Here is a 20,851-nt window from a genome sequence, read left to right on the forward strand (position 1 = left end):
CAGCACTTTTCGTTTAACTCCCGATGCTTTGCAAAGGCGCCCAAACGCCTTTGCTTTTTTTATGCAAAAATCCCGCACGATCATGGCATTGGCCAACATGCTGCGGCTGGGCATTCCGCGCCCCGCCGCCTATGCCCACATCCGCAAATGGCGCCGCTACCAGCAAAGCCTGCTGGCCAACGAACGCATGGACGCGCGCTACCGCCACCGAGGTCGAGTTCCGGACGCCAGCGTCTCGACGCTGTATATGTCCTGCCACTACGGCAGCTACCCGGTCCTGGTCAAGGCGCTGGCCGACGCATCGCCGGCGCGCAAGGTCTATTGCTGCATGAGCACGCAAAGCGACGAGCATGCGCAGATGTTGAACCGGCTGGCGCACCGGCACGGCTTCAGTATCCAGTTCATCCTCGGCGGCTTTCCACTGATTAAAGGCATACGCCGCGCGCAAGCCGAGCGGGCGCCGATTTTCGTGCTGATCGACCGTCCTTGGGGGAGCGGCTCGCCGGCAGACACCAGCCACGCCTTCCTCGATGGGAACATCCTGGCCAAACCCGCGCTGTTCACGCTGGCCGAGCGCATGCAACTGCCGCATCGCCTGCTGTTCGCCGATCCCGCGCCGGATGGCTGCGTGATCACCGATCTCGGCCCGTTGTCCCAGCGGGACTGCCTGCGCGCGCTGGAGCAGCGCGTGGCCGCACATCCCTACTACTTCGACCGCATGTTCGACCTGCACAAGTTTTTCTGGAACGAACGACGGCACGACGCCTATCTGTTGTTCAAGGTGGAGGCCGGCCGCTACATCCTCGACGTCGACCGCCAGCGCAGTTTCGAGTTGCCGGAACCGCTATACCGGCAGCTGGCGCAGGCCCGGCGCCGGCACGGCAATTTCGACGGAGTCGACGAACTGGCGCTCACCGGCCAGAGCGCAATATTCGGCCTGCGCCACCCGCGGCACGCCTGGTAGCGCAAAAACTGCTGACACGGCGGGCCGCCTTGGCGTATGCTTCGAACCCATCAGACAATCAGCTTATTCGGAGCGGCAGATGGCATACAATTTTGAGCAGGCTTGGCTACTGGCGCTGGAAGAGCGTCTTGGCGTGACGGCGCAGATCGCCGAAGTGGCGCTGGCAAACCGTCCGCGCATGCTGGTCTATTATTTCCCGGATTTCCCGGCGCAGGGCATGTTGACGGCGGTGACGGCCGGGCTGTCCAACGCCAACCACCCGAGCTGGGTCAACGGCCGGCCGGAACTGAGCTTCACGCTGAAAACCACCGACAGCGGCTGGGGCAGCGCGGCCGCCTATATCGCGCAGTCATTCTACGGCGACAGCCCGTTCCACTACCAGGCTTCGTTCAAGCTCGACGCGCCGATGTCCAAGGACAGCGCGATGAACGCCTGCTTCGTCTACAAGCCGCAGTTCATGAGCGACGAGCAGATCACCTTCGAGCTGCCCGACCGCACCATCCACCTGGCCGGCCTGTTTCCGATGTACGATGAGGAAGTCAGCATGTACGAAACCGTCGGCCTGCTGGAGTTCTGGAACACCCCGGGCTTCGATTGCTACGACCCGCGCCGCGCCAGCCTGGCGGCCAAATAACTACTGAGGAATCAAACATGGGCAACCGACTCTCCAAAATCGCCACCCGCACCGGCGACGGCGGCACCACCGGTCTGGGCGACGGCAGCCGCACCGACAAGGACAGCGTGCGTATCCACTCGATCGGCGAGGTGGACGAACTCAATTCGCACATCGGCCTGCTGCTGTGCGATGACATGCCGGCCGACCTGCGCGAAGAGCTGGTGACGATCCAGCACGACCTGTTCGACCTGGGCGGCGAGTTGTGCATCCCCGGCTACCAGATGATCACCGAGGCGCACGTCGAGCGCCTGGACACGCTGCTGGCCAAGTACAACGCCACCTTGCCGGCGCTGACGGAGTTCATCCTGCCGGCCGGCTCGCGCGCGGCCTCGCAGGCGCACATATGCCGCACCGTGTGCCGCCGCGCCGAACGCGCCATCGTCACGCTGGGCAAGACCGAGACCATCCACGAGCATCCGCGCCAGTATGTGAATCGCCTGTCGGACCTGATGTTTGTGCTGTCGCGCGTGTTGAACCGCTACGCCGGCGGCAGCGACGTGCTGTGGCAGCACGAGCGCAAGCGCGGCTAAGACACTACGGTTTGAACAACTGCTCCATCCCCTTCGCCATGCTGAGGCGCGAGGCGCTGGCCGGATAAGCGCCGGCCACCAGCGCCGCCTGGTCGCCCATGGCCAGCTTGCGATAGAAGCTGACCATCTCGCCGGCCGGCCAGCCGGCGCGATGCGCCAGCACCATGCCCAGTTGATCGGCCTCGGATTCCTGCAGGCTTGAAAGTTTGGACAGCCGTATCTGCAGCGACAGGTCGCTGTCCAGGCGCTCCATCAGCACCTCCAGCGGCGGCATCGGCTGACGGTTCAGGAATAGCGCTTCCGACAAGGTTTCTCGATGATGCTCGGCCACCGCGTGGGCGACTTCGTGCCCCAGTAACGTGGCCAGCTCGCCGTCGCTCAGCGCCAGCTGGCGCACGAAGGCGCTGCCGACCAGGATCTTGCCGCCCGCCATGCAGATGGCGTCGACTTCCGGATCGCTGGTGGTATGGAACTCCCACTGCCATGCCGCCGCTTCCGGCTTGAGCGCCACGGCGGCCCGTATCAAGCCGGCGCCTATGGTCTGCAAGCGCGCCAGCAAGGCGCGGTCGTCGTCCAGGCGCCCGGAAGCCGCCAGTTCGACCACGCGATCGATATAGCGGTCCTCCACCTTGCTGGCCACCTCCTCGGCGCTGAAAATCAGCTCCTGCGCCCGGCCTGATTCCGGCACCTGCGCACCGGCGCCGGCGTGCGCCAAACATGCGGCCATCAAGCCGACGGCGACCAGTTTCATCATGCCTCCCCGGCGCGATCCGATATAAACGGTTTATATCAATATACGCCATGCTCCGCAGGAGACAAGGATTTATATCAATTGTGCTGCGTAACCGGGAAGGTGAGCGATCTCAGTCGCCAGATGGTCGAGCAGCAGGCGCGCGCGCAGCGGCTGGTAGCGGCGCGACGGCGACAGCAGATGCAGCGGCTGAGGCCGCCCTTGCCATTCCGGCAGCACGCGCACCAGCGCGCCACTGCCGAGCAGGTCTTGCACCAGCCACAGCGGGCACAAGCCGATGCCGCCGCCGGCCGCCAGGCTTTCGCGGATCGCCAATGCGCTGTTGACGCGATAGCGGCCGTGCGTGTGCACGGTTTCCACTTGTTCGCCGCGCTGCAGCGTGAGCAAATCGCCGTCGGCCAGCCAGGCGAAACGGATGTAGTCGAAGCGCGCCAGATCCCGCGGCTGCAGCGGTTCGCCATGCGCGCGCAGGTACTCCGGCGCCGCCACCAGCTGCCGCGGCGACACCCCGGCCAGCCGCGCCACCGCATCGGGCGGCAGCTCATGTCCTTGGCGCACGGCAATGTCGACGCCATCCTTGACCAGGTCGACCATCCGGTCGTCGAGTATCAGCTCGATCTCGACCTGAGGGTAGCGCGCCATGAACGGCGCCAGCAAGGCGTTCAGGCGGAACTGCCCGAACGCGGAGGGCGCGTTGACCCGCACCAGCCCTGCCGGCGTGTCGGTCTGGCCGCGCGCATCGGCCACCGCTTCCTGGTAAGCGGCCAGCACGCCCAGCGCGCGCTGGTAGAAGCGGCTGCCTTGCGGCGTCGGCTGCAGGCTGGTGGTGCTGCGTTCCAGCAGGCGCACACCCAGCTCGCGTTCGAGCGCGACCATCAGCTTGCTGACGGTGGGCTGGCTCGTACCCTCCTCGCGCGCCACTGCGGACAAACTGCCCAGCTCGACGGCCCGCACAAAACAACGCAGTGAACGGATGGTATCCATGACGCCCTCATTCCATATTTGAATAAAGTATAGTCAGTTTTGCCGCCTTCCGCGCAATTCAGGAATGACCTATCGTGGGCTCCTCACTTTTCAGGAGCGCATCATGAACAAATTCCTCGCCGCTGCCGTGCTGGCGGCATCACTCACCGCGCCGCTGCATGCGGCGGAAAACTGGGTAGCCAGCTGGCAGGCCAGCCCGCACGCCGCCTGGCGCAGCGGAGATTTCGTGCTGCCGACCGGCATCCCCGACAGCCTGGCGCAGCAAACCGTGCGCGAAACGGCGCGCATCAGCGTGGGCGGCCGGCGCGTGCGCATCGTGCTGTCCAATCGCTACGGCAGCCAGCCGCTGGTGGTCGGCGAGGCGCATGTGGCGCGCGCCGCCGGGGCGGACGGCGGCATCGCGCCGGGTACCGATCAGGTGCTGACCTTCGGCGGCCAGCGCGGCACCGTCATTCCCGCAGGCGCGCCCGCAGTCAGCGACGCGCTGGAGATGCCATTGGCGGCATTGGAAAAACTGGCCGTCAGCGTCTACCTGCCGCAGAAAACGCCGCTGGCCACCTTCCACTGGGGCGCGCAGCAGACCGGCCATATCGCCGCCGGCAACGTCGCCTCAGCCGCCGCACTGCCCGGCGCGACGCCGCTGCACGGCCGCGCCCTGCTGGCGGGGATCTGGGTCGATGCAGCGGTGCCTACGCGCGCGGTGGTCGCATTCGGCGACTCCATCACCGACGGCAATGGCTCGACGCCGGACAGCGACCGGCGCTGGCCCGACCAACTCGCCGGGCACCTCGGCGCCGGCGGCGTGGCGGTGGTCAATGCAGGCATCTCCGGCGCGCGCCTGCTGGGCGACCGCATGGGTGCCAATGCCGCCGCGCGCTTCGAGCAGGACGTGCTGGCGCAGCCGGGCGTGCATACGGCGGTGGTGCTGATGGGGATAAACGATATCGGCTGGCCGCAAAGCGCATTCGCGCCGCAGGAGCCGCCGATGACGGCGGCGCGCATGATCGCCGCGTACCGGCAGCTGATCGCGCAGGCGCACGCGCGCGGCGTGCGCATCGTCGGCGGCACGCTGCTGCCGTTCGAAGGTGCGCTGCAAGGCACGCCCTTCGACGCCTACTACACGCCCGCCAAGGACGCGGTGCGCGGCGAGGTCAATCGGTGGATCAGGGAAAGCGGAGAGTTTGACGAGGTGGCCGATTTCGACGCGCTGCTGCGCGACCCGGACCACCCGTCGCGCATGCAGCCGCGCTACGACAGCGGCGACCACCTGCATCCCGGCGATGCCGGCTATGCGGCGATCGCCCGCAGCATCAGCCGTTATTGACGACCAGGCGCGGCTCGCCGCCCGCAAAGCGCTGTTTGATCGAGGCGGTGATGCCGGCTGCATCCAGGCCCACACTGCTCAGCAGCTTGGCCGGATCGCCGTGGTCGATGAACTTGTCCGGCAGGCCCAGCATCAGCAGCGGCTTGACGATGCCTTCGGCGGCCATCGCCTCGGCGACCGCCGAACCGGCGCCGCCCATGATGGAGCCCTCTTCCACCGTCACCAGGTAGTCATGTTCGGCGGCCAGCTTCTTGACCAGCTCGACATCCAGCGGCTTGACGAAGCGCATGTTGGCGACCGTCGCGTCCAGCGCGTCGCCGGCGCCGACCGACGGTGCGACCATCGAGCCGAACGCCAGGATCGCGATCTTCTGGCCCTTGCGCTTGATTTCGCCCTTGCCGATTTCCAGCGTGGTCAGCTCCGGCTTGATCGCCGCGCCGATGCCGGCGCCGCGCGGATAGCGGATCGCCGCCGGGCCGTTGTACTGGTAGCCGGTGGTCAGCATCTGGCGGCATTCGTTTTCGTCCGACGCCGCCATCACCACCATGTTCGGGATGCAGCGCAGGTAGGCCATGTCGTAGTTGCCGGCATGGGTGGCGCCATCGGCGCCGACCAGTCCCGCGCGGTCCAGCGCGAACGTCACGTCCAGGTTTTGCAGCGCCACGTCGTGGATCAGCTGGTCGTAGCCGCGCTGCAGGAAGGTGGAGTAGATCGCCACCACCGGTTTCAGTCCCTCGCAGGCCAGGCCGGCGCCGAAGGTCACCGCGTGCTGCTCGGCGATGCCGACGTCGAAGTAGCGGTCAGGATATTCCTGCTCGAAGCGCACCATGCCCGAACCTTCGCGCATCGCCGGCGTGATGCCGACCAGCTTCTTGTCGGCGGCGGCCATGTCGCACAGCCAGTTGCCGAATACTTCGGTGTAGGTGATCTTGCCCGGCGCGGCGGCCGGCTTGATGCCCTCGGCCGGATTGAATTTCGGCGTGCCGTGGTACAGGATAGGCTCGGCCTCGGCCAGCTTGTAGCCCTGGCCCTTTTTGGTCACCACGTGCAGGAACTGCGGCCCCTTGAGCTGCTTGATGTTCTGCAGCGTGGGGATCAGCGATTCCAGGTCGTGGCCGTCGATGGGGCCGATGTAGTTGAAGCCGAACTCCTCGAACATCGTGGCCGGAACCACCATGCCCTTCGCGTGTTCTTCCAGCCGCTTGGCCAGTTCCAGCACGGGGCCGGGCAGCACCGACTTGCCGACGTTCTTGGCGGCGGCGTAGAACTGTCCCGACATCAGGCGCGCCAGGTAGCGGTTCAAGGCGCCGACCGGCGGCGAGATCGACATGTCGTTGTCGTTCAGGATCACCAGCAGGTTCAGGTCTTCCTGCACGCCGGCGTTGTTCAGCGCCTCAAACGCCATGCCGGCGGTCATCGAGCCGTCGCCGATGACGGCGATGGCGTGGCGGTGCTCGCCCTTGATCTTGGCCGCCTGCGCCATGCCCAGCGCCGCCGAGATCGAGGTCGACGAGTGGGCCGTGCCGAAGGTGTCGTATTCGCTTTCGTCGCGCTTGGGGAAGCCGGAGATGCCGTTCAGCTGGCGCAAGGTGTGCATGCGGTCGCGGCGGCCGGTCAGGATCTTGTGCGAATAGGTCTGGTGGCCGACGTCCCAGACGATGCGGTCGTGCGGCGTGTTGAACACGTAGTGCAGCGCCACCGTCAGCTCGACGGTGCCGAGGTTGGACGACAGGTGGCCGCCGGTCTTCGACACGGAATCGAGCAGGTAGCTGCGCAGTTCGTGCGCCAGCGGCGTCAGCTGGGTGCGCGTCAGCTTGCGCACGTCGGCTGGGGTATGTATGTTTTCGAGCAAGTTCATTTATGCCTTCCGCTGCACGATCAAATCCGCGAGTTCGCGTAACCGCAGAGCTTTTTCTCCAAACGGCGCGAGCGCTGCGTGCGCGTCGAGCCGCAATTTTTCCGCCAGCGCGCGCGACGGCTCCAGACCCAGGATCGAGACGTAGGTCGGCTTGTTGTCGGCGGCGTCCTTGCCGGCGGTCTTGCCCAATGTGGCCGAATCGGCCGTCGCGTCGAGCACGTCGTCCACCACCTGGAACGCCAGGCCGATGGCGCGCGCATACACGTTCAGCGCGGCGAGTTCATTGTCGTCCAAATCCTTGCCGGCCAGCGCGCCCAACACCACCGAGGCGCGCAGCAAGGCGCCCGTCTTCAGTTGATGCATCTGCTCCAGCTGCTCCAAGGTCAGGCTGAGGCCGACGCTGTCCAAGTCGATCGCCTGGCCGCCGCACATGCCGGCCGAGCCGGAGGCGTGCGCCAGCAGGCGCAGCATCGCCACCAGGCGCGCGGCGGGAACGCTGGCCGCTTCCGACAGCACCAGGAAGGCCTGCGACTGCAGCGCGTCGCCGACCAGCAGCGCGGTCGCCTCGTCGTAAGCCACGTGCACCGTCGGCTTGCCGCGGCGCAGTTCGTCGTCGTCCATGCACGGCATGTCGTCGTGCACCAGCGAGTAGGCGTGGATCATTTCGACCGCCGCCGCCGCGCGGCTCAGCGTGGCCGCGTCGGCGCCGAACAGCGCGCCGGCCGCATACACCAGCAGCGGACGCACGCGCTTGCCGCCGCCCAACAGCGCATAGCGCATGGCCGCGTGCAGCTTGGTCGGCACCGCCGTGGCGGCGGGAAGAAAACCGGATAAATCGTTTTCGGATGCCGCCTGGACGGTCTTCATCCAATCGTCGAAGGCGCCGCTCATTGTTCGGCCTCGCCGGCTTCCGCGAACGGCTTGAGCATGTCGCCGTCCAGCACCTTGACCTGGGATTCCACTTTTTCCAGCTGGGCGGCGCAGAACTTCACCAGCTCGGAACCGCGCGCATAGGCGGCCACCGAGGCTTCCAGCGGCAGCTGTCCTGCCTCCATTTGCGCAACCAGCTGGGCCAGCTCCGCCATCGCTTCTTCGAACGAGACGGGGACGGCGGCGGTCGCGTCGGCAGTTAATTTCTTAGACATAGTCACTCAGGTTTCAAGGCAAAAACACGTGCCAGCGCAGTGTAGCCCGTTATTTTAGAACAAACCACCTCATCCGGTGGAACTATAGCCTCCCGCTGGCGGGGCAATCCATGGATTTTATCGCAATCGTCGCCATATGCCGTACCAGCATGCAATTTTCACAAGATTTTGCACGAAAAACGAGCACAGCAGTCCGCTGGAGAGGGGTAAAAGGCGGTATAATCTCCGGTTCTGTCCGAAATACCATTTTCAACAACTTTGAATTCAGGTCTTTACGGATTCTGTCTCTTCTTGGTTTGATGTATATATTAAGGGGGGTTGGGATGTCCGATCTGGGTACCCACGCCAAGCTGGCGCGTCCACACGCGCAACTTCCGGTTGACGTCTACTTTGACGAAGCGCTACTGCAGCGTGAAATGCAGCAATTATTCCAGTCTGGTCCGCGCTACGTCGGGCACGAACTGATGGTGCCGAACGTCGGCGACTTCGCGACCCTCGTTTCCGAAAACGAAGGGCGTATGCTGGTGCGCAACGCAAACGGGCTGGAGCTGCTGTCCAACGTCTGCCGCCACCGCCAGGCGCTGATGTTCAACGGCCGCGGCAACGCCAACAACATCGTCTGCCCGCTGCACCGCTGGACCTACGACCTCAAGGGCGAACTGATCGGCGCACCGCACTTCCCGGAGACGCCCTGCCTGAACCTGCCGAAGACCAGGCTGCAAAGCTGGAACGGCCTGCTGTTCGAGCAGAACGGCTACAACGTCATGGAAAAGCTCAATGAGCTGTCGGTGACCAGGGACCTGGATTTCTCCGGCTATATGTTCGACCACGTCGAAGTGCAGACCTGCAATTACAACTGGAAGACCTTCATTGAAGTCTACCTGGAGGACTACCACGTCGAGCCCTTCCATCCGGGCCTCGGCGGCTTCGTCAGCTGCGACGACCTGCGCTGGGAATTCGGCCAGGACTACAGCGTGCAGACGGTGGGCGTCAACCGCGGCCTGCAGAAATCCGGCTCGGAGATCTACAAGCGCTGGCAGGAGCAGGTGCTCAAGTTCCGTGGCGGCGAACCGCCGCCGTACGGCGCGATCTGGCTGACCTTGTATCCGAACATCATGGTCGAATGGTATCCGCACGTGCTGATCGTCTCGACCCTGTGGCCGGACGGCCCGCAGCGCACCAAGAACGTGGTCGAGTTCTACTACCCCGAGGAGATCGTGCTGTTCGAGCGCGAGTTCATCGAGGCCGAGCGCGCGGCCTACATGGAAACCTGCGCCGAGGACGACGAGATCGCCCTGCGCATGGATGCCGGCCGCAAGATCCTGATGCAGCGCGGCACCAGCGACGCCGGCCCCTACCAGTCGCCGATGGAAGACGGCATGCAGCACTTCCACGAGTGGTATCGAGCCAATATCGACTTATAGGATTTTCGATGCAATCACTTTGGATGTTGTTTGCCAGTTTCATGTTCGCCGCGATGGGGGTGTGCGTGAAGCTGGCCTCGCAAGAGTTTTCAACCTCCGAACTGGTTGTGTATCGCGGAATAGTCGGCATCATCGTGCTGGCCGTCGCGATCCGCGCCCAAGGCGGATCGTTCCGCACCACCATGCCGTATGCCCACCTGTGGCGCGGCGTGGTCGGCGTGGTGTCGCTGTGGCTGTGGTTCTATTCGATCGGCAAGCTGCCGCTGGCCACCGCCATGACGCTCAACTACATGGCGCCGATCTGGATCGCCGTCTGGCTGTTCGCGATGGGTTGGTGGCATGCCAAGAACCAGGTCAGGTGGCCGCTGCTGGCGGCGGTGGCGATGAGCTTTGTCGGCGTCACCCTGCTGCTGCAGCCGGCCTTCCAGGCCAACCTGCTGGCTCCCGCCCTGCTGGCGCTGTCTTCCAGCGTGCTGTCGGCGATGGCCTATCTGCAGGTGCGCAAGCTGGGCCTGGCCGGCGAGCCGGAGAACCGCGTGGTATTCTATTTCGCCATCATGAACCTGGTCGCCGGTGTCGCCGGCAACTACGTGTTCGCCGGCGCCGGCGGCGCCGTGTGGCACTCGATCGCCAGCGTGCACGGCGCCTTGCTGATGCTGGGCATCGGCATTTGCGCCACCAGCGCGCAGATCGCGATGACGCGCGCCTATCGCCTCGGCAACACGCTGGTGGTGGCCAACCTGCAATACACCGGCATCGTGTTTTCCAGCGTGTGGGGTGTGCTGGTGTTCGGCGACGTGTTCAGCTGGCACAGCTGGCTGGGCATCTCCATCATCCTGCTGTCCGGCGTGGCCGCAACGTTCTACAATACGCGCAACACCGAACGCGGTAAGGCGATAGCCAGTACCGACCCGATAGCCAGCGAAGTATAAGGAGCACGCATGCACACCACCCTGATCAGCGCCGCCGACCTGTCCCAGCATCTGACCGATGACAACTGGGTGATCCTCGATTGCCGCCACGACTTGATGAATCCGAACGCGGGCCGCGACGGCTTTGCCATCGGCCACATCCAGGGTGCGCAGTTCGCCAACCTCGATACCGACCTGGCGGGCGCCAAGACCGGCCCGGACGGCAAGTTCCGCGGCCGCCATCCGCTGCCGGCGCGCTCCGCGCTGATCGAGACGCTGCGCGGCTGGGGCATCAGCGACGATACGCAAGTGGTGGCCTACGACGCGCACGGCGGCATGTTCGCCGCGCGCCTGTGGTGGCTGTTGCGCTGGGTCGGCCATCCGGCGGTGGCGGTGCTGGACGGCGGCCTGGCCGCCTGGCAGTCGCAGGGCCTGGGCATGGTGACGCTGGCCGAGCGCCGCACGCCGGGCACCATCAGCGACAAGCCGTCGCTGGTGAAGACGGTGTCGGTGGACGAGGTGGTGGCCAACCTGGCCACGCAGGAACGCACGGTGGTCGACGCGCGCGCGGCCGACCGCTATCGCGGCGAGAACGAGACCATCGACCCGGTCGGCGGCCACATCCCCGGCGCCAAGAACCGCTTCTTCAAGGACAACCTGGGCGCCGACGGCCGCTTCAAGGACGCCGCGCAGTTGAAGGAAGAATTCGCCCCGCTGTTCGCCAGCGCGCCGCAAGCGATCATGCAATGCGGCTCGGGCGTGACGGCCTGCCACAACCTGCTGGCCCTGGAAGTGGCCGGCCTGCCCGGCGCCGCGCTGTATCCCGGCTCCTGGAGCGAATGGTGCGCCGATCCAGCCCGCCCGGTGGCGACCGGCAATTAAGATTTGTGCGGCTGACGCGCCCGGCGCGTCGGCTAGATACTCCCGGCCGCGCCTGCGGCAAGGCGCGCGGGATTGAGCGGCCACAAGCCTTAGTGGCCGTGCGTCAGGAACAGGACGATGGCGACGCCGGCGGCGATCAGCAGCACTTGCGGCACTGATTCGCGCATCGTCGCGCGGCGCTGCATCTGCGGCATCAGGTCGCTGACGGCGATGTAGATGAAGCCGGACGACGCGAACACCAGCACATACGGTATCAGGCTGCTGGCGCGGTCCAGCGTGTAGTAGCCGAGCAGCCCGCCGACGATCGCCATCAGGCTGCACAGCAGGTTGTAGACATAGGCGCGCGTGCGCGAAAAACCGGCGTTCAGCAGCACGATGAAGTCGCCGATCTCCTGCGGAATCTCGTGCGCGATGATGGCCAGCCCCGTCACCAAGCCCAGCTCCGGATTGGCCAGGAAGGCCGCCGCGATCAGGATGCCGTCGGTGAAGTTGTGCATGCCGTCGCCGACCAGAATCATCCAGCCGGCCTTGCCCGCCTCGTGCTTATCATGGCCGTGATGGTGGTGGTGGCCGTCGCCCTCGTGATGGTGCGAATGGCGCAGGATCGCCAGCTTCTCCAGCAGGAAGAACGCCAGCAGCCCGCCCAGCAGCGTGGCGAACAGGCTGCGCGCGCTGGCCTGCGACTCGAAAGCCTCCGGCAAGGCGTGCAGCAGCGACGTCGACAACATGATGCCCACCGACAGGCTGACCATACGCTCCACCACCTTCGACAGCAGCGTAAACGAGAACACGGCGGCAGCACTGATGCTGACGACGCCGGCGACCGTGGTGGCCAGTAATATGGAGATAAGGACAGGATCGATGTTATAGCCTCTGGTAGCAGGAGCCGTGCCGCTGCGAGCGGGCCGGGGGCGTTATTTTACCGCCCAGCCCGGTTTTATGCTTACTTTGGCTAAAATTTGATCAGGACACGCCGTTTTGCTTGAACCAGGCCAGCGTGCGGCCCCAGCCATCCTTGGCGTCCGCCTCGACGTAGCTCGGACGATAATCCGCATTGAACGCATGGCCGGAGTTCGGATAGATGACGAAGGTCGACTTGTTCGGCCCCTTGGCCAGCGCGGCCTTCATCACCGTGATCGATTCCTGGGTGATGCCCGTGTCCTTCAAGCCGTACAGGCCCAGCACCGGCACCGTCAGAGTGCCAGCGATATCGACCGGATGCCTGGGAAAGTTGGCGTTGGTCTCGCCGATCAGCCGGCCATACCAGGCCACGCCGGCCTTCAGCGACGGATTGTGCGCGGCGTACAGCCAGGTGATGCGGCCGCCCCAGCAGAAGCCGGTGATGGCGACCTTGTCCGGATTGCCGCCGTTGGCCTTGGCCCAGGCCACCACCGCGTCGAGGTCGGTCATCACTTGCGCGTCCGGCGTCTTGGAGATGATGTCGCGCTGCAGGTCGGCGATCGAGGCCACCTTCTGCGGATCGCCCTGGCGCACGAACAGGTCCGGCGCCAGCGCCAGGTAGCCCAGCTTGGCGAAGCGGCGCGCGACGTCGGCGATGTGCTCGTGCACGCCGAAGATTTCCGAGACCACCAGCACCACCGGCAGGTTGCTCTTGCCTTCCGGCTGGGCGCGGTACACCGGCACGGTCTGGCCGTTGACGGTGATGGTGATGGTGCCGGCGGTCAGGCCGACGGTATCGGTGTGGATGACGTTCTGCGCCACCACCGGCATCGCGGCGGCGGCGAAGCCGGTGCCCAGCGCCACCTTCAGGAAATCGCGGCGGTCGACGCCGTCCGACAGGCTGGTTTTGGCCAGCAAACTCTCTGCATCACGTTTCAAATCATCCATCCGATTCCTCCTTGATTAGTGTGCGGAAGCACAACTTAATGTGCTTCATCCCAGTTCTTACCAACGCCAACCTCTGCGATCAACGGCACCTTCAATTCAGCCACGCCGGCCATCAGTTCCGGCAGCTTCTGCTTGACCAGTTCCAGCTCGGCATCCGGCACTTCAAGCACCAGTTCATCGTGCACCTGCATGATCATCTTGGTCTGCAGCTTGTCTTTTTCCAGCCAGTCCTGCACCGCTACCATGGCCAGCTTGATCAGGTCGGCCGCCGTGCCCTGCATCGGCGCGTTGATCGCCGCGCGTTCGGCGCCCTGGCGGCGCGGGCCGTTCGGCGAATTGATCTCCGGCAGCCACAGGCGGCGGCCGAACACCGTCTCCACGTAGCCGCGCGCCTTCGCCTGCAGGCGCGTGTCGTCCATGTACTGCTTGACGCCCGAGAAGCGCGCGAAATAGCGGTCGATATAGCTTTGCGCGGCGCCGCGCTCGATGCCGAGGTTGCCGGCCAGGCCGAACGCGCTCATGCCGTAGATCAGGCCGAAGTTGATCACCTTGGCATAGCGGCGCTGCTCGCTGGTCACTTCTTCCGGGCCCACGCCGAAGATCTCGGCGGCGGTGGCGCGGTGGATGTCCACGCCTTCGGCGAAGGCGCGCAGCATGTTCTCGTCCTCCGAGATGTGCGCCATGATGCGCAGTTCGATCTGCGAATAGTCGGCCGACACGATATGGCTGCCCGGCGGCGCGATGAACGCCTCGCGGATGCGGCGGCCTTCCTTGGTGCGGATCGGGATGTTCTGCAGGTTCGGGTCGTTGGAGGCCAGGCGTCCCGTCACCGCCACCGCCTGCGCGTAGTTGGTGTGCACGCGACCGGTCTCCTGGTTGATACCCTTCGGCAGCTTGTCGGTGTAGGTCGACTTCAGCTTAGACAGGCTGCGGTATTCCAGCAGCACTTTCGGCAGCGGGTAATCCTCGGCCAGCTTTTGCAGCACTTCCTCGTCGGTGGACGGCGCGCCGCTCGGGGTCTTCTTCACCACCGGCAGCTTCAGCTTCTCGAAGAAGATCTCGCCGATCTGCTTCGGCGAGCCGAGGTTGAACGGCTGCTCAGCCAGCTCATGCGCCTTGGCTTCCAGCTCGACGATGCGCGCGCCCAGCTCGGCCGATTGAATGTTCAGCAGCTCGGCGTCGATATGCACGCCGTTGCGTTCTATCTTCTGCAGCACCACGGCGGTCGGCAGTTCGATATTGCGGTAGATGAAGGCCAGCTTGGCGTCGTTTTCCACCTCGCCTATCATCGCCAGGTGCAGGCGCAGCGTGATGTCGGCGTCTTCCGCCGCGTAGTCGGTGGCGCGGCCGATTTCCACCTTGTCGAAGGTGATCATGCTGGCGCCCTTGCCGCAGACGTCAGAGAACGGGATCGTCGTGTGGTTCAGGTGGCGCAGCGCCAGGCTGTCCATGTCGTGCGTGCGGTGCGATTCGAACACATAGGATTCGAGCAGCGTGTCGTGATGGACGCCCTGCAGCTTGACGCCGTGGTTGGCGAAGATGTGGCTGTCGTATTTCAGGTTCTGGCCGACCTTGAGCTTGCTCTCGTCTTCCAGCCATGGCTTGAGTTTTTCCAGCACGTGCTCGCGCGACAGCTGCTCCGGCACGCCCTGGTAGGAGTGCGCCACCGGAATGTAGCAGGCCACGCCCGGCTCCACCGACAGCGAAATGCCGACCATCTGCGCCGTCATCGGCTCCAGCGACGTGGTCTCGGTATCGACGGCGGTCAGCTTGGCCGCGCCGATCAGGGCGATCCACTTGTCGAGCTGCTCGTCGGTCAGCACGGTTTCGTAATTGGTGGCGACTTTCGGCGCCTCGCCGAACATGTCCAGGTTGGCGGAAACGGCGCCGCCGGCCGCAGGTTCGGCGCCAGCTGCGGCCTTGCCTACCGGCGCCTGCGGCGTCGTCGCGCCCAGCTCGCGCAGCAGCGTCTTGAAGCCGTACTTGCTGAAGAAGGCCAGCAGCGTTTCCTGGTCCTCGCCGCGCGCCACCAGCGATTCGCTGATCGACATCATGTGGCCCGACAGGTCGCAGTCCAGCTTGACGGTGATCAGCTCACGGCCCTTGGGCAGCCATTCCAGCGCGCTGCGCAGGTTCTCGCCGACCGCGCCGCTGATCTTTTCCGCGTTGGCGATCACGCCGTCCAGCGAGTCATAGGCGGTCAGCCACTTGAGCGCCGTCTTCGGCCCGCACTTGGACACGCCCGGCACGTTGTCGACGGTATCGCCGATCAGGGTCAGGTAATCGATGATGCGGTTGGGCGGCACGCCGAACTTGGCCAGCACGCCGGCCTCGTCCATCTTCTCGTTGGTCATGGTGTTGATCAGCATGACTTGCGGATTGACCAGCTGCGCCAGGTCCTTGTCGCCGGTCGACACCACCACGTTCATGCCGGCCTTGGCGGCCTGCACCGACAAGGTGCCGATGACGTCGTCCGCCTCCACGCCGTCGACCATCAGGATGGGCCAGCCCATGGCCTTGACCGCCTCGTGGATGGGCTCGATCTGCAGGCGCAGGTCGTCCGGCATCGAGGCGCGGGTGGCCTTGTATTCCGGATACATATCGTCGCGGAAGGTCTTGCCCTTGGCGTCGAACACGCAGGCGATGTAGGCGGCGGGATAGTCGGCGCGCAGGCGGCGCAGCATGTTGACCATGCCGTGCATGGCGCCGGTCGGATGGCCGTCGGGGCTGCGCAGGTCGGGCAGCGCATGGAAGGCACGGTACAGGTAGCTGGAACCGTCAACTAACAACAGGGTATTTTGCATAGGGACTAGATAAGGGTGAGGTGCGCCGTCAACAATAGCGGCTTTGCCACGAATGGCGCATTATCGCAGGTTTTCGGCGCCGTCCGGCAGGCGCCAGAGTTTCAATAATGACAATTTCGTGTTGCGCAAACCAGGAGCTTGCGCCTTTTAAAACAGCGAAGCGTGTCAGTTTGTTACAATGGATCATACATAAAAATTCCATGGCTATTCACACCCTCTAAGGCGATCCATCATGATGCGCACCTCCACCCTCCTGCCGGCCCTGCTGCTGACTCTGGTCACCCACGCGGCGTTGGCGCAGTCCACTCCCAGCCAGGCGCCGCCGAAACTGGAAAAGATAGAGGAAGTGGCGGACGACCCGATCACGGTCACGGCCAAGCAGACCCAGGAACACCAGATCTCCGAGAAGCGCGACAACAGCGGCAACGTCGTCGAAGCCACCGTCAAAAGCGGTCCGAGCACGTATAAACTGAAGCCGAACCACCCCGCCGGCACGGCCCTGCCCGGCGACGCACTGGGCGGCGCCAACCGCGGCGCGCAATGGACGGTGATGGAGTTCGACATCGGCAAGAAGAAGAAAAAGACCACGGAAGAAGACGGTTCGGCGGACACCGCCGCGCCGCCAGCCGTGAAATAAAACAATAACGCAGGCGCCCGCCATGGCGGGCATCCTCAGCTAACCTCATCAGATTTTCACATGGCAGTGTTTACCCCGGTCTCCCTGGACGATATCGCCCAGTGGATCAAGCAATTCCCCCTCGGCTCGGCGTTGGCGCTCAAAGGCATCAGCTCCGGCATCGAAAACAGCAATTTCTTCCTGACGACGGAGCGCGGCGAGTTCGTGCTGACGATCTTCGAGAACCTGTCCTTCGAACAATTGCCGTTCTATCTCAAGCTGATGCACCACCTGGCCGACCGCGGCGTGCTGGTGCCGGCGCCGGTCGCCAACGACCAGGGCGAGCTGATCGTCGCCCTGCACGGCAAGCCGGCGTCCATCGTCAGCAAGCTCGAGGGCAGTTCGCAAATGGATCCGCAGCCGGTGCATTGCGCCGCAGTCGGCGCCATGCTGGCGCGCATGCATATCGCCGGCCTGGACTACGAACTGCAGCAACCCAACCTGCGCGGCCTGGACTGGTGGAACGAAACCACGCCGCAAGTGCTGCCCTTCCTGTCGGACAGCAACGCCCACCTGCTGAAGGCCGAGATGCATTTCCAGGAAGCCTTTGCCGGCTGCCACACCTACCGCCAGTTGCAGGTGGGTCCGGTGCACGCCGACCTGTTCCGCAACAACGTCATGTTCGACGGCGAACGCCTGACCGGCTTCTTTGATTTCTATTTCGCCGGCTGCGACACCTGGCTGTTCGACGTCGCCGTCACCGTCAACGACTGGTGCATAGCCCTCGATACCGGCGTGCTCGACACGGCCCGCGTGCGCGCCCTGCTGGACGCCTATCACGCCGTGCGGCCGTTCACCGACGCCGAGCAAACCGCGTGGCAGCCGATGCTGCGCGCGGCGGCGCTGCGCTTCTGGCTGTCGCGCCTGTACGACTTCCACCTGCCGCGCGAGGCCGAGATGCTGACGCCGCACGATCCGACCCACTTCGAGCGCATCCTGCGCGAACGCATCGCCACGCCGGCGCCGGGGCTGCGCGGATGAGCAAGCTTCCCGCACGCACAGGCTGGCACTGGGTCAAACAAGGCATGCAGGTATTCCGCAGGCAGCCGGGCGCGCTGATGGCGCTGTTCTTCTGCTGTATGTTCCTGTCGCTGTTTTCGCTGCTGATCCCGCTGATCGGCGGCATGGCGCCCATCCTGCTGGCGCCGATGTTCAGCGTGGCGCTGCTGCAGGCCTGCGCCGACATCGACGACGGCAAGCGCGCCATGCCCAACCTGGTGCTCAGCGGTTTCCGCAAGCCGGCGCGCCGGCCGCTGCTGGGCCTGGGGGTGCTGTACCTGCTGGTGATGCTGCTGTCGCTGACGGTGCTGAGCCTGATGGACGGCGGCGTGCTGGTGCAGATGGCCACCCGCCAGATCGAGATGGACCAGAAGCTGCTGGAGGATTCGCGCAGCGCGTTGTTTGTGTCGTCCGGCGTCTACATGGCCGGCTGGATGCTGACCTGCCTGGCCGCGCCGCTGATCTACTGGCAGAAAATGACGCTGGCCAAGGCGCTGTTCTTCAGCGTGGTCACCGTGTGCCGCGACATCAAGGCCTTCCTCGCGGTGGCGATCGTGCTGTTCCTGATGTTCCAGGTCTGCACCGCGATCCCGGTGCTGCTGTTCGACTCGCCGCAGCTGGAAGTGGCCTCCATCTTCACCATCTTCCTGATGATGATCGTGCTGATGCACTGCACGCTGTATGCCAGCTACCGCCAGATCTTCGGTGCGCCGCCGCAGGCCGAAGTCGCGGCGGTCAAGCTGGACCAGCAAGATTAAGCTTTAACGCCCCATCCGTTCCAGCTTGGCGATGCTCAGGTCCAGCACCTTCATGCCGTGGCTGCCGAAGTTGATCTGGGCGCGCGCATTGCTGCCGCTGCCCTCGATGTTGACGATCACGCCTTCGCCGAACTTGCCATGGGCGACCGACTCGCCGATGCGCCAGCCGGCGCCGGGCGCCTTCTGCGCGATCTTCTGCGCGATGGCGTTGTCTGAACCGACCAGCGGCGTTTCGTCCCAGGCCGACTTCTTGTTGGCGAACCAGTGCGACTGCACTTTCGGCGACAGCCACTTCAACGACTCTTCCGGCAACTCGTCGAAGAAGCGCGACTTCATGTTGTAGCGGGTCTGTCCATGCAGCATGCGGGTCTGCGCAAAGCACATGTACAGGCGCTGGCGCGCGCGCGTGATCGCCACGTACATCAGGCGGCGCTCTTCCTCCACGCCGTCATGCTCGCGCGAGCTGCTCTCGTGCGGGAACAGGCCCTCTTCCAGTCCGGTGATGAAGACGTTGTTGAACTCCAGTCCCTTGGCCGAGTGCACCGTCATCATCTGCACGGCTTCCTGGCCGGCGGTGGCCTGGTTGTCGCCCGCCTCCAGCGACGCGTGCGACAGGAAGGCCGACAACGGCGACATCACGGTGGCCAGCGGCGCATCGGCGTCGAGGATCTCGAAGCCATCCTCGTTGACGATCGGCGCGCCGGACTGGGCTTGCGCCTGCGGGCCCAGGTGCGCGGGCGCGCCCTGGCCGAAGCCTTCTTCCGAGACGAACTGCGTGGCCGCGCTGACCATCTGCTCCAGATTCTCTATGCGGTCGGCCCCTTCTTTTTCAGTCTGGTAGTGGGCCAGCAGGCCGGAAGCCTCCAGCACCACGCGCACCAGTTCCGGCAAGGCCATCTGCTGCGTCTCGAAGCGCGCGCCCTCGATCAGCTTGACGAAGCCGCCCAGCGACGAGCCGGCCTTGCCCGCCACATAAGGCACGGCGGCGTACAGCGAGATGCGGTGCTGGTCGGCGGCCGCCTGCAGCGCTTCGATCGAGCGCAGGCCGATGCCGCGCGTCGGGAAGTTCACCACCCGCAGGAAGGCCGAATCGTTGTGCGGGTTGTCCATCAGCTGCAGGTAGGCGATCGCATGCTTGACCTCGGCGCGCTGGAAGTAGCGCAGGCCGCCATAGACGTGGTACGGAATGCCGGCCGAGAACAGCGCATGCTCGATCACGCGCGACTGCGCGTTGGAGCGGTACAGCACGGCGATCTCGCTGCGGGCGGCGCCGTCGGCGATCAGGTTCTTGGTTTCCTCGATGATCCACTGCGCCTCGGCCAGGTCCGAGCTGGCCTCGTAGACGCGCACCGGCTCGCCGTGGCCGGCGTCGGTGCGCAGGTTCTTGCCCAGGCGCTTGCTGTTGTTGGCGATCAGCACGTTGGCGGCATCGAGGATGTGGCCGTGCGAGCGGTAATTCTGCTCCAGCTTGATCAGGTTCTTGACGTGGAACTCGCGTTCGAACGCGCTCATGTTGCCCACGTTGGCGCCGCGGAACGCGTAGATGCTCTGGTCGTCGTCGCCGACGGCAAACAGCGCGCCGCCGCCGTCGCGCTCGCCGTGGCCGGCCAGCAGCTTGAGCCACTTGTATTGCAGGTCGTTGGTGTCCTGGAACTCGTCGACCAGGATGTGCTTGAAGCGCTGCTGGTAGTGTTCGCGCAGCGGCTGGTTGCGGCTGAGCAGCTCGTAGGTGCGCAGCAGCAGCTCGGCGAAATCGACCACGCCTTCGCGCTGGCATTGATCGTCGTACATCTGGTACAGCTCGACCTTCTTGCGCTCGTCGGCGTTGTAGGGATCGATCTTGTCGGCGCGCAGGCCCTGGTCCTTGGCGTTGTTGATGAAGTACATCACCTCTTTCGGTGGAAACTTCTCATCGTCGACGTTGTTGGCCTTGATCAGGCGCTTGATGGCGGACAGCTGGTCTTGCGAATCGAGGATCTGGAAAGTCTGCGGCAGCGCGGCGTCGCGGTGGTGGGTGCGCAGCAGGCGGTTGCACAGGCCGTGGAAGGTGCCGATCCACATGCCGCGTGTATTAATCGGCAACATCGCCGACAAACGCGTCATCATCTCCTTCGCCGCCTTGTTGGTGAAGGTCACGGCGAGCAGGCCTGACGGCGACACCTGTCCGGTCTGGATCAGCCAGGCGATGCGGGTGGTCAGTACGCGGGTTTTGCCGGAACCGGCGCCCGCCAGGATCAGGGCGCTTTGTGCCGGCAGGGTCACGGCGGCGAGTTGTTCGTCGTTGAGGTTGTGAAGAAGATTTTGCATCCCGTGATTA

General features: G+C 64.8%; 19 protein-coding genes. 10 read left to right on the top strand and 9 right to left on the bottom strand.

Translation table 11 applies throughout. The annotated features are described in order from the left end of the window. The first annotated feature begins 61 nt into the window (after positions 1 to 61). From ACCD07_RS08450 to ACCD07_RS08460, 3 genes are all read left to right on the top strand, one after another. Positions 62 to 964, top strand: coding sequence for a hypothetical protein (locus ACCD07_RS08450; protein WP_413447070.1), 903 nt, complete (start codon positions 62 to 64; stop codon positions 962 to 964). Positions 965 to 1,043: 79 nt separating this feature from the next. After that, positions 1,044 to 1,598, top strand: a complete 555-nt coding sequence (locus tag ACCD07_RS08455; protein WP_413447071.1) for a hypothetical protein — start codon at positions 1,044 to 1,046, stop codon at positions 1,596 to 1,598. A gap of 17 nt (positions 1,599 to 1,615) precedes the next feature. Then, entirely contained in the window at positions 1,616 to 2,170 is a 555-nt protein-coding gene (locus ACCD07_RS08460) for a cob(I)yrinic acid a,c-diamide adenosyltransferase (RefSeq protein WP_413447072.1), read from the top strand. 4 nt (positions 2,171 to 2,174) lie between these two features. Here the strand turns inward: ACCD07_RS08460 and ACCD07_RS08465 are convergent, their stop codons facing one another. Together ACCD07_RS08465 and ACCD07_RS08470 are read right to left on the bottom strand one after the other, a co-directional pair. Next, positions 2,175 to 2,924: a M48 family metalloprotease gene (locus tag ACCD07_RS08465; RefSeq protein ID WP_413447073.1), complete on the bottom strand. Its 750-nt coding sequence runs from the start codon at positions 2,922 to 2,924 to the stop codon at positions 2,175 to 2,177. Between the two features lie 69 nt (positions 2,925 to 2,993). Continuing rightward, the gene (locus ACCD07_RS08470) at positions 2,994 to 3,905 is read right to left on the bottom strand and encodes a LysR substrate-binding domain-containing protein (protein WP_413447074.1); all 912 of its coding nucleotides are present in this window, start codon (positions 3,903 to 3,905) and stop codon (positions 2,994 to 2,996) included. 103 nt (positions 3,906 to 4,008) lie between these two features. On the opposite strand from ACCD07_RS08470, the gene ACCD07_RS08475 reads away from it, so the two are divergent. Continuing rightward, positions 4,009 to 5,229, top strand: coding sequence for an SGNH/GDSL hydrolase family protein (locus tag ACCD07_RS08475; RefSeq protein WP_413447075.1), 1,221 nt, complete (start codon positions 4,009 to 4,011; stop codon positions 5,227 to 5,229). Here ACCD07_RS08475 and dxs read toward each other — a convergent pair. From dxs to ACCD07_RS08490, 3 genes are read right to left on the bottom strand one after another with little or no spacing between them, the layout of a single operon-like run. Next, entirely contained in the window at positions 5,216 to 7,087 is a 1,872-nt protein-coding gene (dxs, locus tag ACCD07_RS08480; RefSeq protein WP_413447076.1) for a 1-deoxy-D-xylulose-5-phosphate synthase, read from the bottom strand. The genes ACCD07_RS08475 and dxs overlap by 14 nt on opposite strands. Then, a complete protein-coding gene (locus ACCD07_RS08485) occupies positions 7,088 to 7,978 on the bottom strand; it encodes a polyprenyl synthetase family protein (RefSeq protein ID WP_413447077.1) in 891 nt (296 codons plus the stop codon). Then, the gene (locus ACCD07_RS08490; protein WP_176654745.1) at positions 7,975 to 8,232 is read right to left on the bottom strand and encodes an exodeoxyribonuclease VII small subunit; all 258 of its coding nucleotides are present in this window, start codon (positions 8,230 to 8,232) and stop codon (positions 7,975 to 7,977) included. Before ACCD07_RS08490 ends, ACCD07_RS08485 begins: the two co-directional genes overlap by 4 nt. Before the next feature lie 323 nt (positions 8,233 to 8,555). Here ACCD07_RS08490 and ACCD07_RS08495 point away from each other — a divergent pair, with 323 nt between their 5' ends. From ACCD07_RS08495 to ACCD07_RS08505, 3 genes are read left to right on the top strand one after another with little or no spacing between them, the layout of a single operon-like run. After that, complete coding sequence (locus tag ACCD07_RS08495) at positions 8,556 to 9,656, top strand: aromatic ring-hydroxylating oxygenase subunit alpha (protein WP_176654746.1); 1,101 nt, start codon at positions 8,556 to 8,558, stop codon at positions 9,654 to 9,656. An 8-nt stretch (positions 9,657 to 9,664) separates the two neighbouring features. Beyond that, positions 9,665 to 10,588, top strand: a complete 924-nt coding sequence (locus ACCD07_RS08500) for a DMT family transporter (RefSeq protein ID WP_176654747.1) — start codon at positions 9,665 to 9,667, stop codon at positions 10,586 to 10,588. Positions 10,589 to 10,597: 9 nt separating this feature from the next. Then, positions 10,598 to 11,449: a sulfurtransferase gene (locus tag ACCD07_RS08505; RefSeq protein WP_413447078.1), complete on the top strand. Its 852-nt coding sequence runs from the start codon at positions 10,598 to 10,600 to the stop codon at positions 11,447 to 11,449. An 89-nt stretch (positions 11,450 to 11,538) separates the two neighbouring features. Here the strand turns inward: ACCD07_RS08505 and ACCD07_RS08510 are convergent, their stop codons facing one another. From ACCD07_RS08510 to polA, 3 genes are all read right to left on the bottom strand, one after another. After that, the gene (locus ACCD07_RS08510; protein WP_176654749.1) at positions 11,539 to 12,240 is read right to left on the bottom strand and encodes a ZIP family metal transporter; all 702 of its coding nucleotides are present in this window, start codon (positions 12,238 to 12,240) and stop codon (positions 11,539 to 11,541) included. Between the two features lie 172 nt (positions 12,241 to 12,412). Further along, positions 12,413 to 13,297 carry a dienelactone hydrolase family protein gene (locus ACCD07_RS08515; protein WP_413447079.1) on the bottom strand — a complete coding sequence of 295 codons (885 nt, stop codon included), beginning with the start codon at positions 13,295 to 13,297 and terminating at the stop codon, positions 12,413 to 12,415. Positions 13,298 to 13,332: 35 nt separating this feature from the next. After that, positions 13,333 to 16,101 (bottom strand): DNA polymerase I, encoded by a 2,769-nt coding sequence (gene polA / locus ACCD07_RS08520; RefSeq protein WP_413447080.1) that lies wholly within the window; start codon positions 16,099 to 16,101, stop codon positions 13,333 to 13,335. Positions 16,102 to 16,333: 232 nt separating this feature from the next. Between polA and ACCD07_RS08525 the strand changes: the two genes are divergently transcribed. The 3 genes from ACCD07_RS08525 to ACCD07_RS08535 are packed head-to-tail and all read left to right on the top strand — an operon-like array spanning position 16,334 to position 18,534. After that, positions 16,334 to 16,738, top strand: a complete 405-nt coding sequence (locus ACCD07_RS08525) for a hypothetical protein (RefSeq protein WP_176654752.1) — start codon at positions 16,334 to 16,336, stop codon at positions 16,736 to 16,738. 60 nt (positions 16,739 to 16,798) lie between these two features. Then, positions 16,799 to 17,758 carry a homoserine kinase gene (locus ACCD07_RS08530; protein ID WP_176654753.1) on the top strand — a complete coding sequence of 320 codons (960 nt, stop codon included), beginning with the start codon at positions 16,799 to 16,801 and terminating at the stop codon, positions 17,756 to 17,758. Continuing rightward, positions 17,755 to 18,534 (top strand): BPSS1780 family membrane protein, encoded by a 780-nt coding sequence (locus ACCD07_RS08535; RefSeq protein ID WP_413447081.1) that lies wholly within the window; start codon positions 17,755 to 17,757, stop codon positions 18,532 to 18,534. The genes ACCD07_RS08530 and ACCD07_RS08535 overlap by 4 nt, the downstream gene beginning before the upstream one ends. A gap of 3 nt (positions 18,535 to 18,537) precedes the next feature. On the opposite strand, the gene ACCD07_RS08540 is transcribed toward ACCD07_RS08535, so the two are convergent. Continuing rightward, positions 18,538 to 20,841, bottom strand: a complete 2,304-nt coding sequence (locus ACCD07_RS08540) for a UvrD-helicase domain-containing protein (RefSeq protein WP_176654756.1) — start codon at positions 20,839 to 20,841, stop codon at positions 18,538 to 18,540. Between the last annotated feature and the right edge of the window lie 10 nt (positions 20,842 to 20,851).

It is taken from the genome of Duganella sp. Dugasp56 (assembly GCF_047304105.1).
Classification (GTDB): Bacteria; Pseudomonadota; Gammaproteobacteria; order Burkholderiales; family Burkholderiaceae_D; genus Rugamonas; species Rugamonas hordei.

Coding starts and splice junctions, on each gene's coding strand:
- ACCD07_RS08460 (WP_413447072.1), top strand. CDS start 1,616: ATGGGCAACCGACTCTCCAAAATCGCCACCCGCACCGGCGACGGCGGC.
- ACCD07_RS08500 (WP_176654747.1), top strand. CDS start 9,665: ATGCAATCACTTTGGATGTTGTTTGCCAGTTTCATGTTCGCCGCGATG.
- ACCD07_RS08495 (WP_176654746.1), top strand. CDS start 8,556: ATGTCCGATCTGGGTACCCACGCCAAGCTGGCGCGTCCACACGCGCAA.
- ACCD07_RS08525 (WP_176654752.1), top strand. CDS start 16,334: ATGATGCGCACCTCCACCCTCCTGCCGGCCCTGCTGCTGACTCTGGTC.
- polA (WP_413447080.1), bottom strand. CDS start 16,101: ATGCAAAATACCCTGTTGTTAGTTGACGGTTCCAGCTACCTGTACCGT.
- ACCD07_RS08475 (WP_413447075.1), top strand. CDS start 4,009: ATGAACAAATTCCTCGCCGCTGCCGTGCTGGCGGCATCACTCACCGCG.
- ACCD07_RS08470 (WP_413447074.1), bottom strand. CDS start 3,905: ATGGATACCATCCGTTCACTGCGTTGTTTTGTGCGGGCCGTCGAGCTG.
- ACCD07_RS08455 (WP_413447071.1), top strand. CDS start 1,044: ATGGCATACAATTTTGAGCAGGCTTGGCTACTGGCGCTGGAAGAGCGT.
- ACCD07_RS08465 (WP_413447073.1), bottom strand. CDS start 2,924: ATGATGAAACTGGTCGCCGTCGGCTTGATGGCCGCATGTTTGGCGCAC.
- ACCD07_RS08450 (WP_413447070.1), top strand. CDS start 62: ATGCAAAAATCCCGCACGATCATGGCATTGGCCAACATGCTGCGGCTG.
- ACCD07_RS08485 (WP_413447077.1), bottom strand. CDS start 7,978: ATGAGCGGCGCCTTCGACGATTGGATGAAGACCGTCCAGGCGGCATCC.
- dxs (WP_413447076.1), bottom strand. CDS start 7,087: ATGAACTTGCTCGAAAACATACATACCCCAGCCGACGTGCGCAAGCTG.
- ACCD07_RS08490 (WP_176654745.1), bottom strand. CDS start 8,232: ATGTCTAAGAAATTAACTGCCGACGCGACCGCCGCCGTCCCCGTCTCG.
- ACCD07_RS08505 (WP_413447078.1), top strand. CDS start 10,598: ATGCACACCACCCTGATCAGCGCCGCCGACCTGTCCCAGCATCTGACC.
- ACCD07_RS08515 (WP_413447079.1), bottom strand. CDS start 13,297: ATGGATGATTTGAAACGTGATGCAGAGAGTTTGCTGGCCAAAACCAGC.
- ACCD07_RS08530 (WP_176654753.1), top strand. CDS start 16,799: ATGGCAGTGTTTACCCCGGTCTCCCTGGACGATATCGCCCAGTGGATC.
- ACCD07_RS08535 (WP_413447081.1), top strand. CDS start 17,755: ATGAGCAAGCTTCCCGCACGCACAGGCTGGCACTGGGTCAAACAAGGC.
- ACCD07_RS08540 (WP_176654756.1), bottom strand. CDS start 20,841: ATGCAAAATCTTCTTCACAACCTCAACGACGAACAACTCGCCGCCGTG.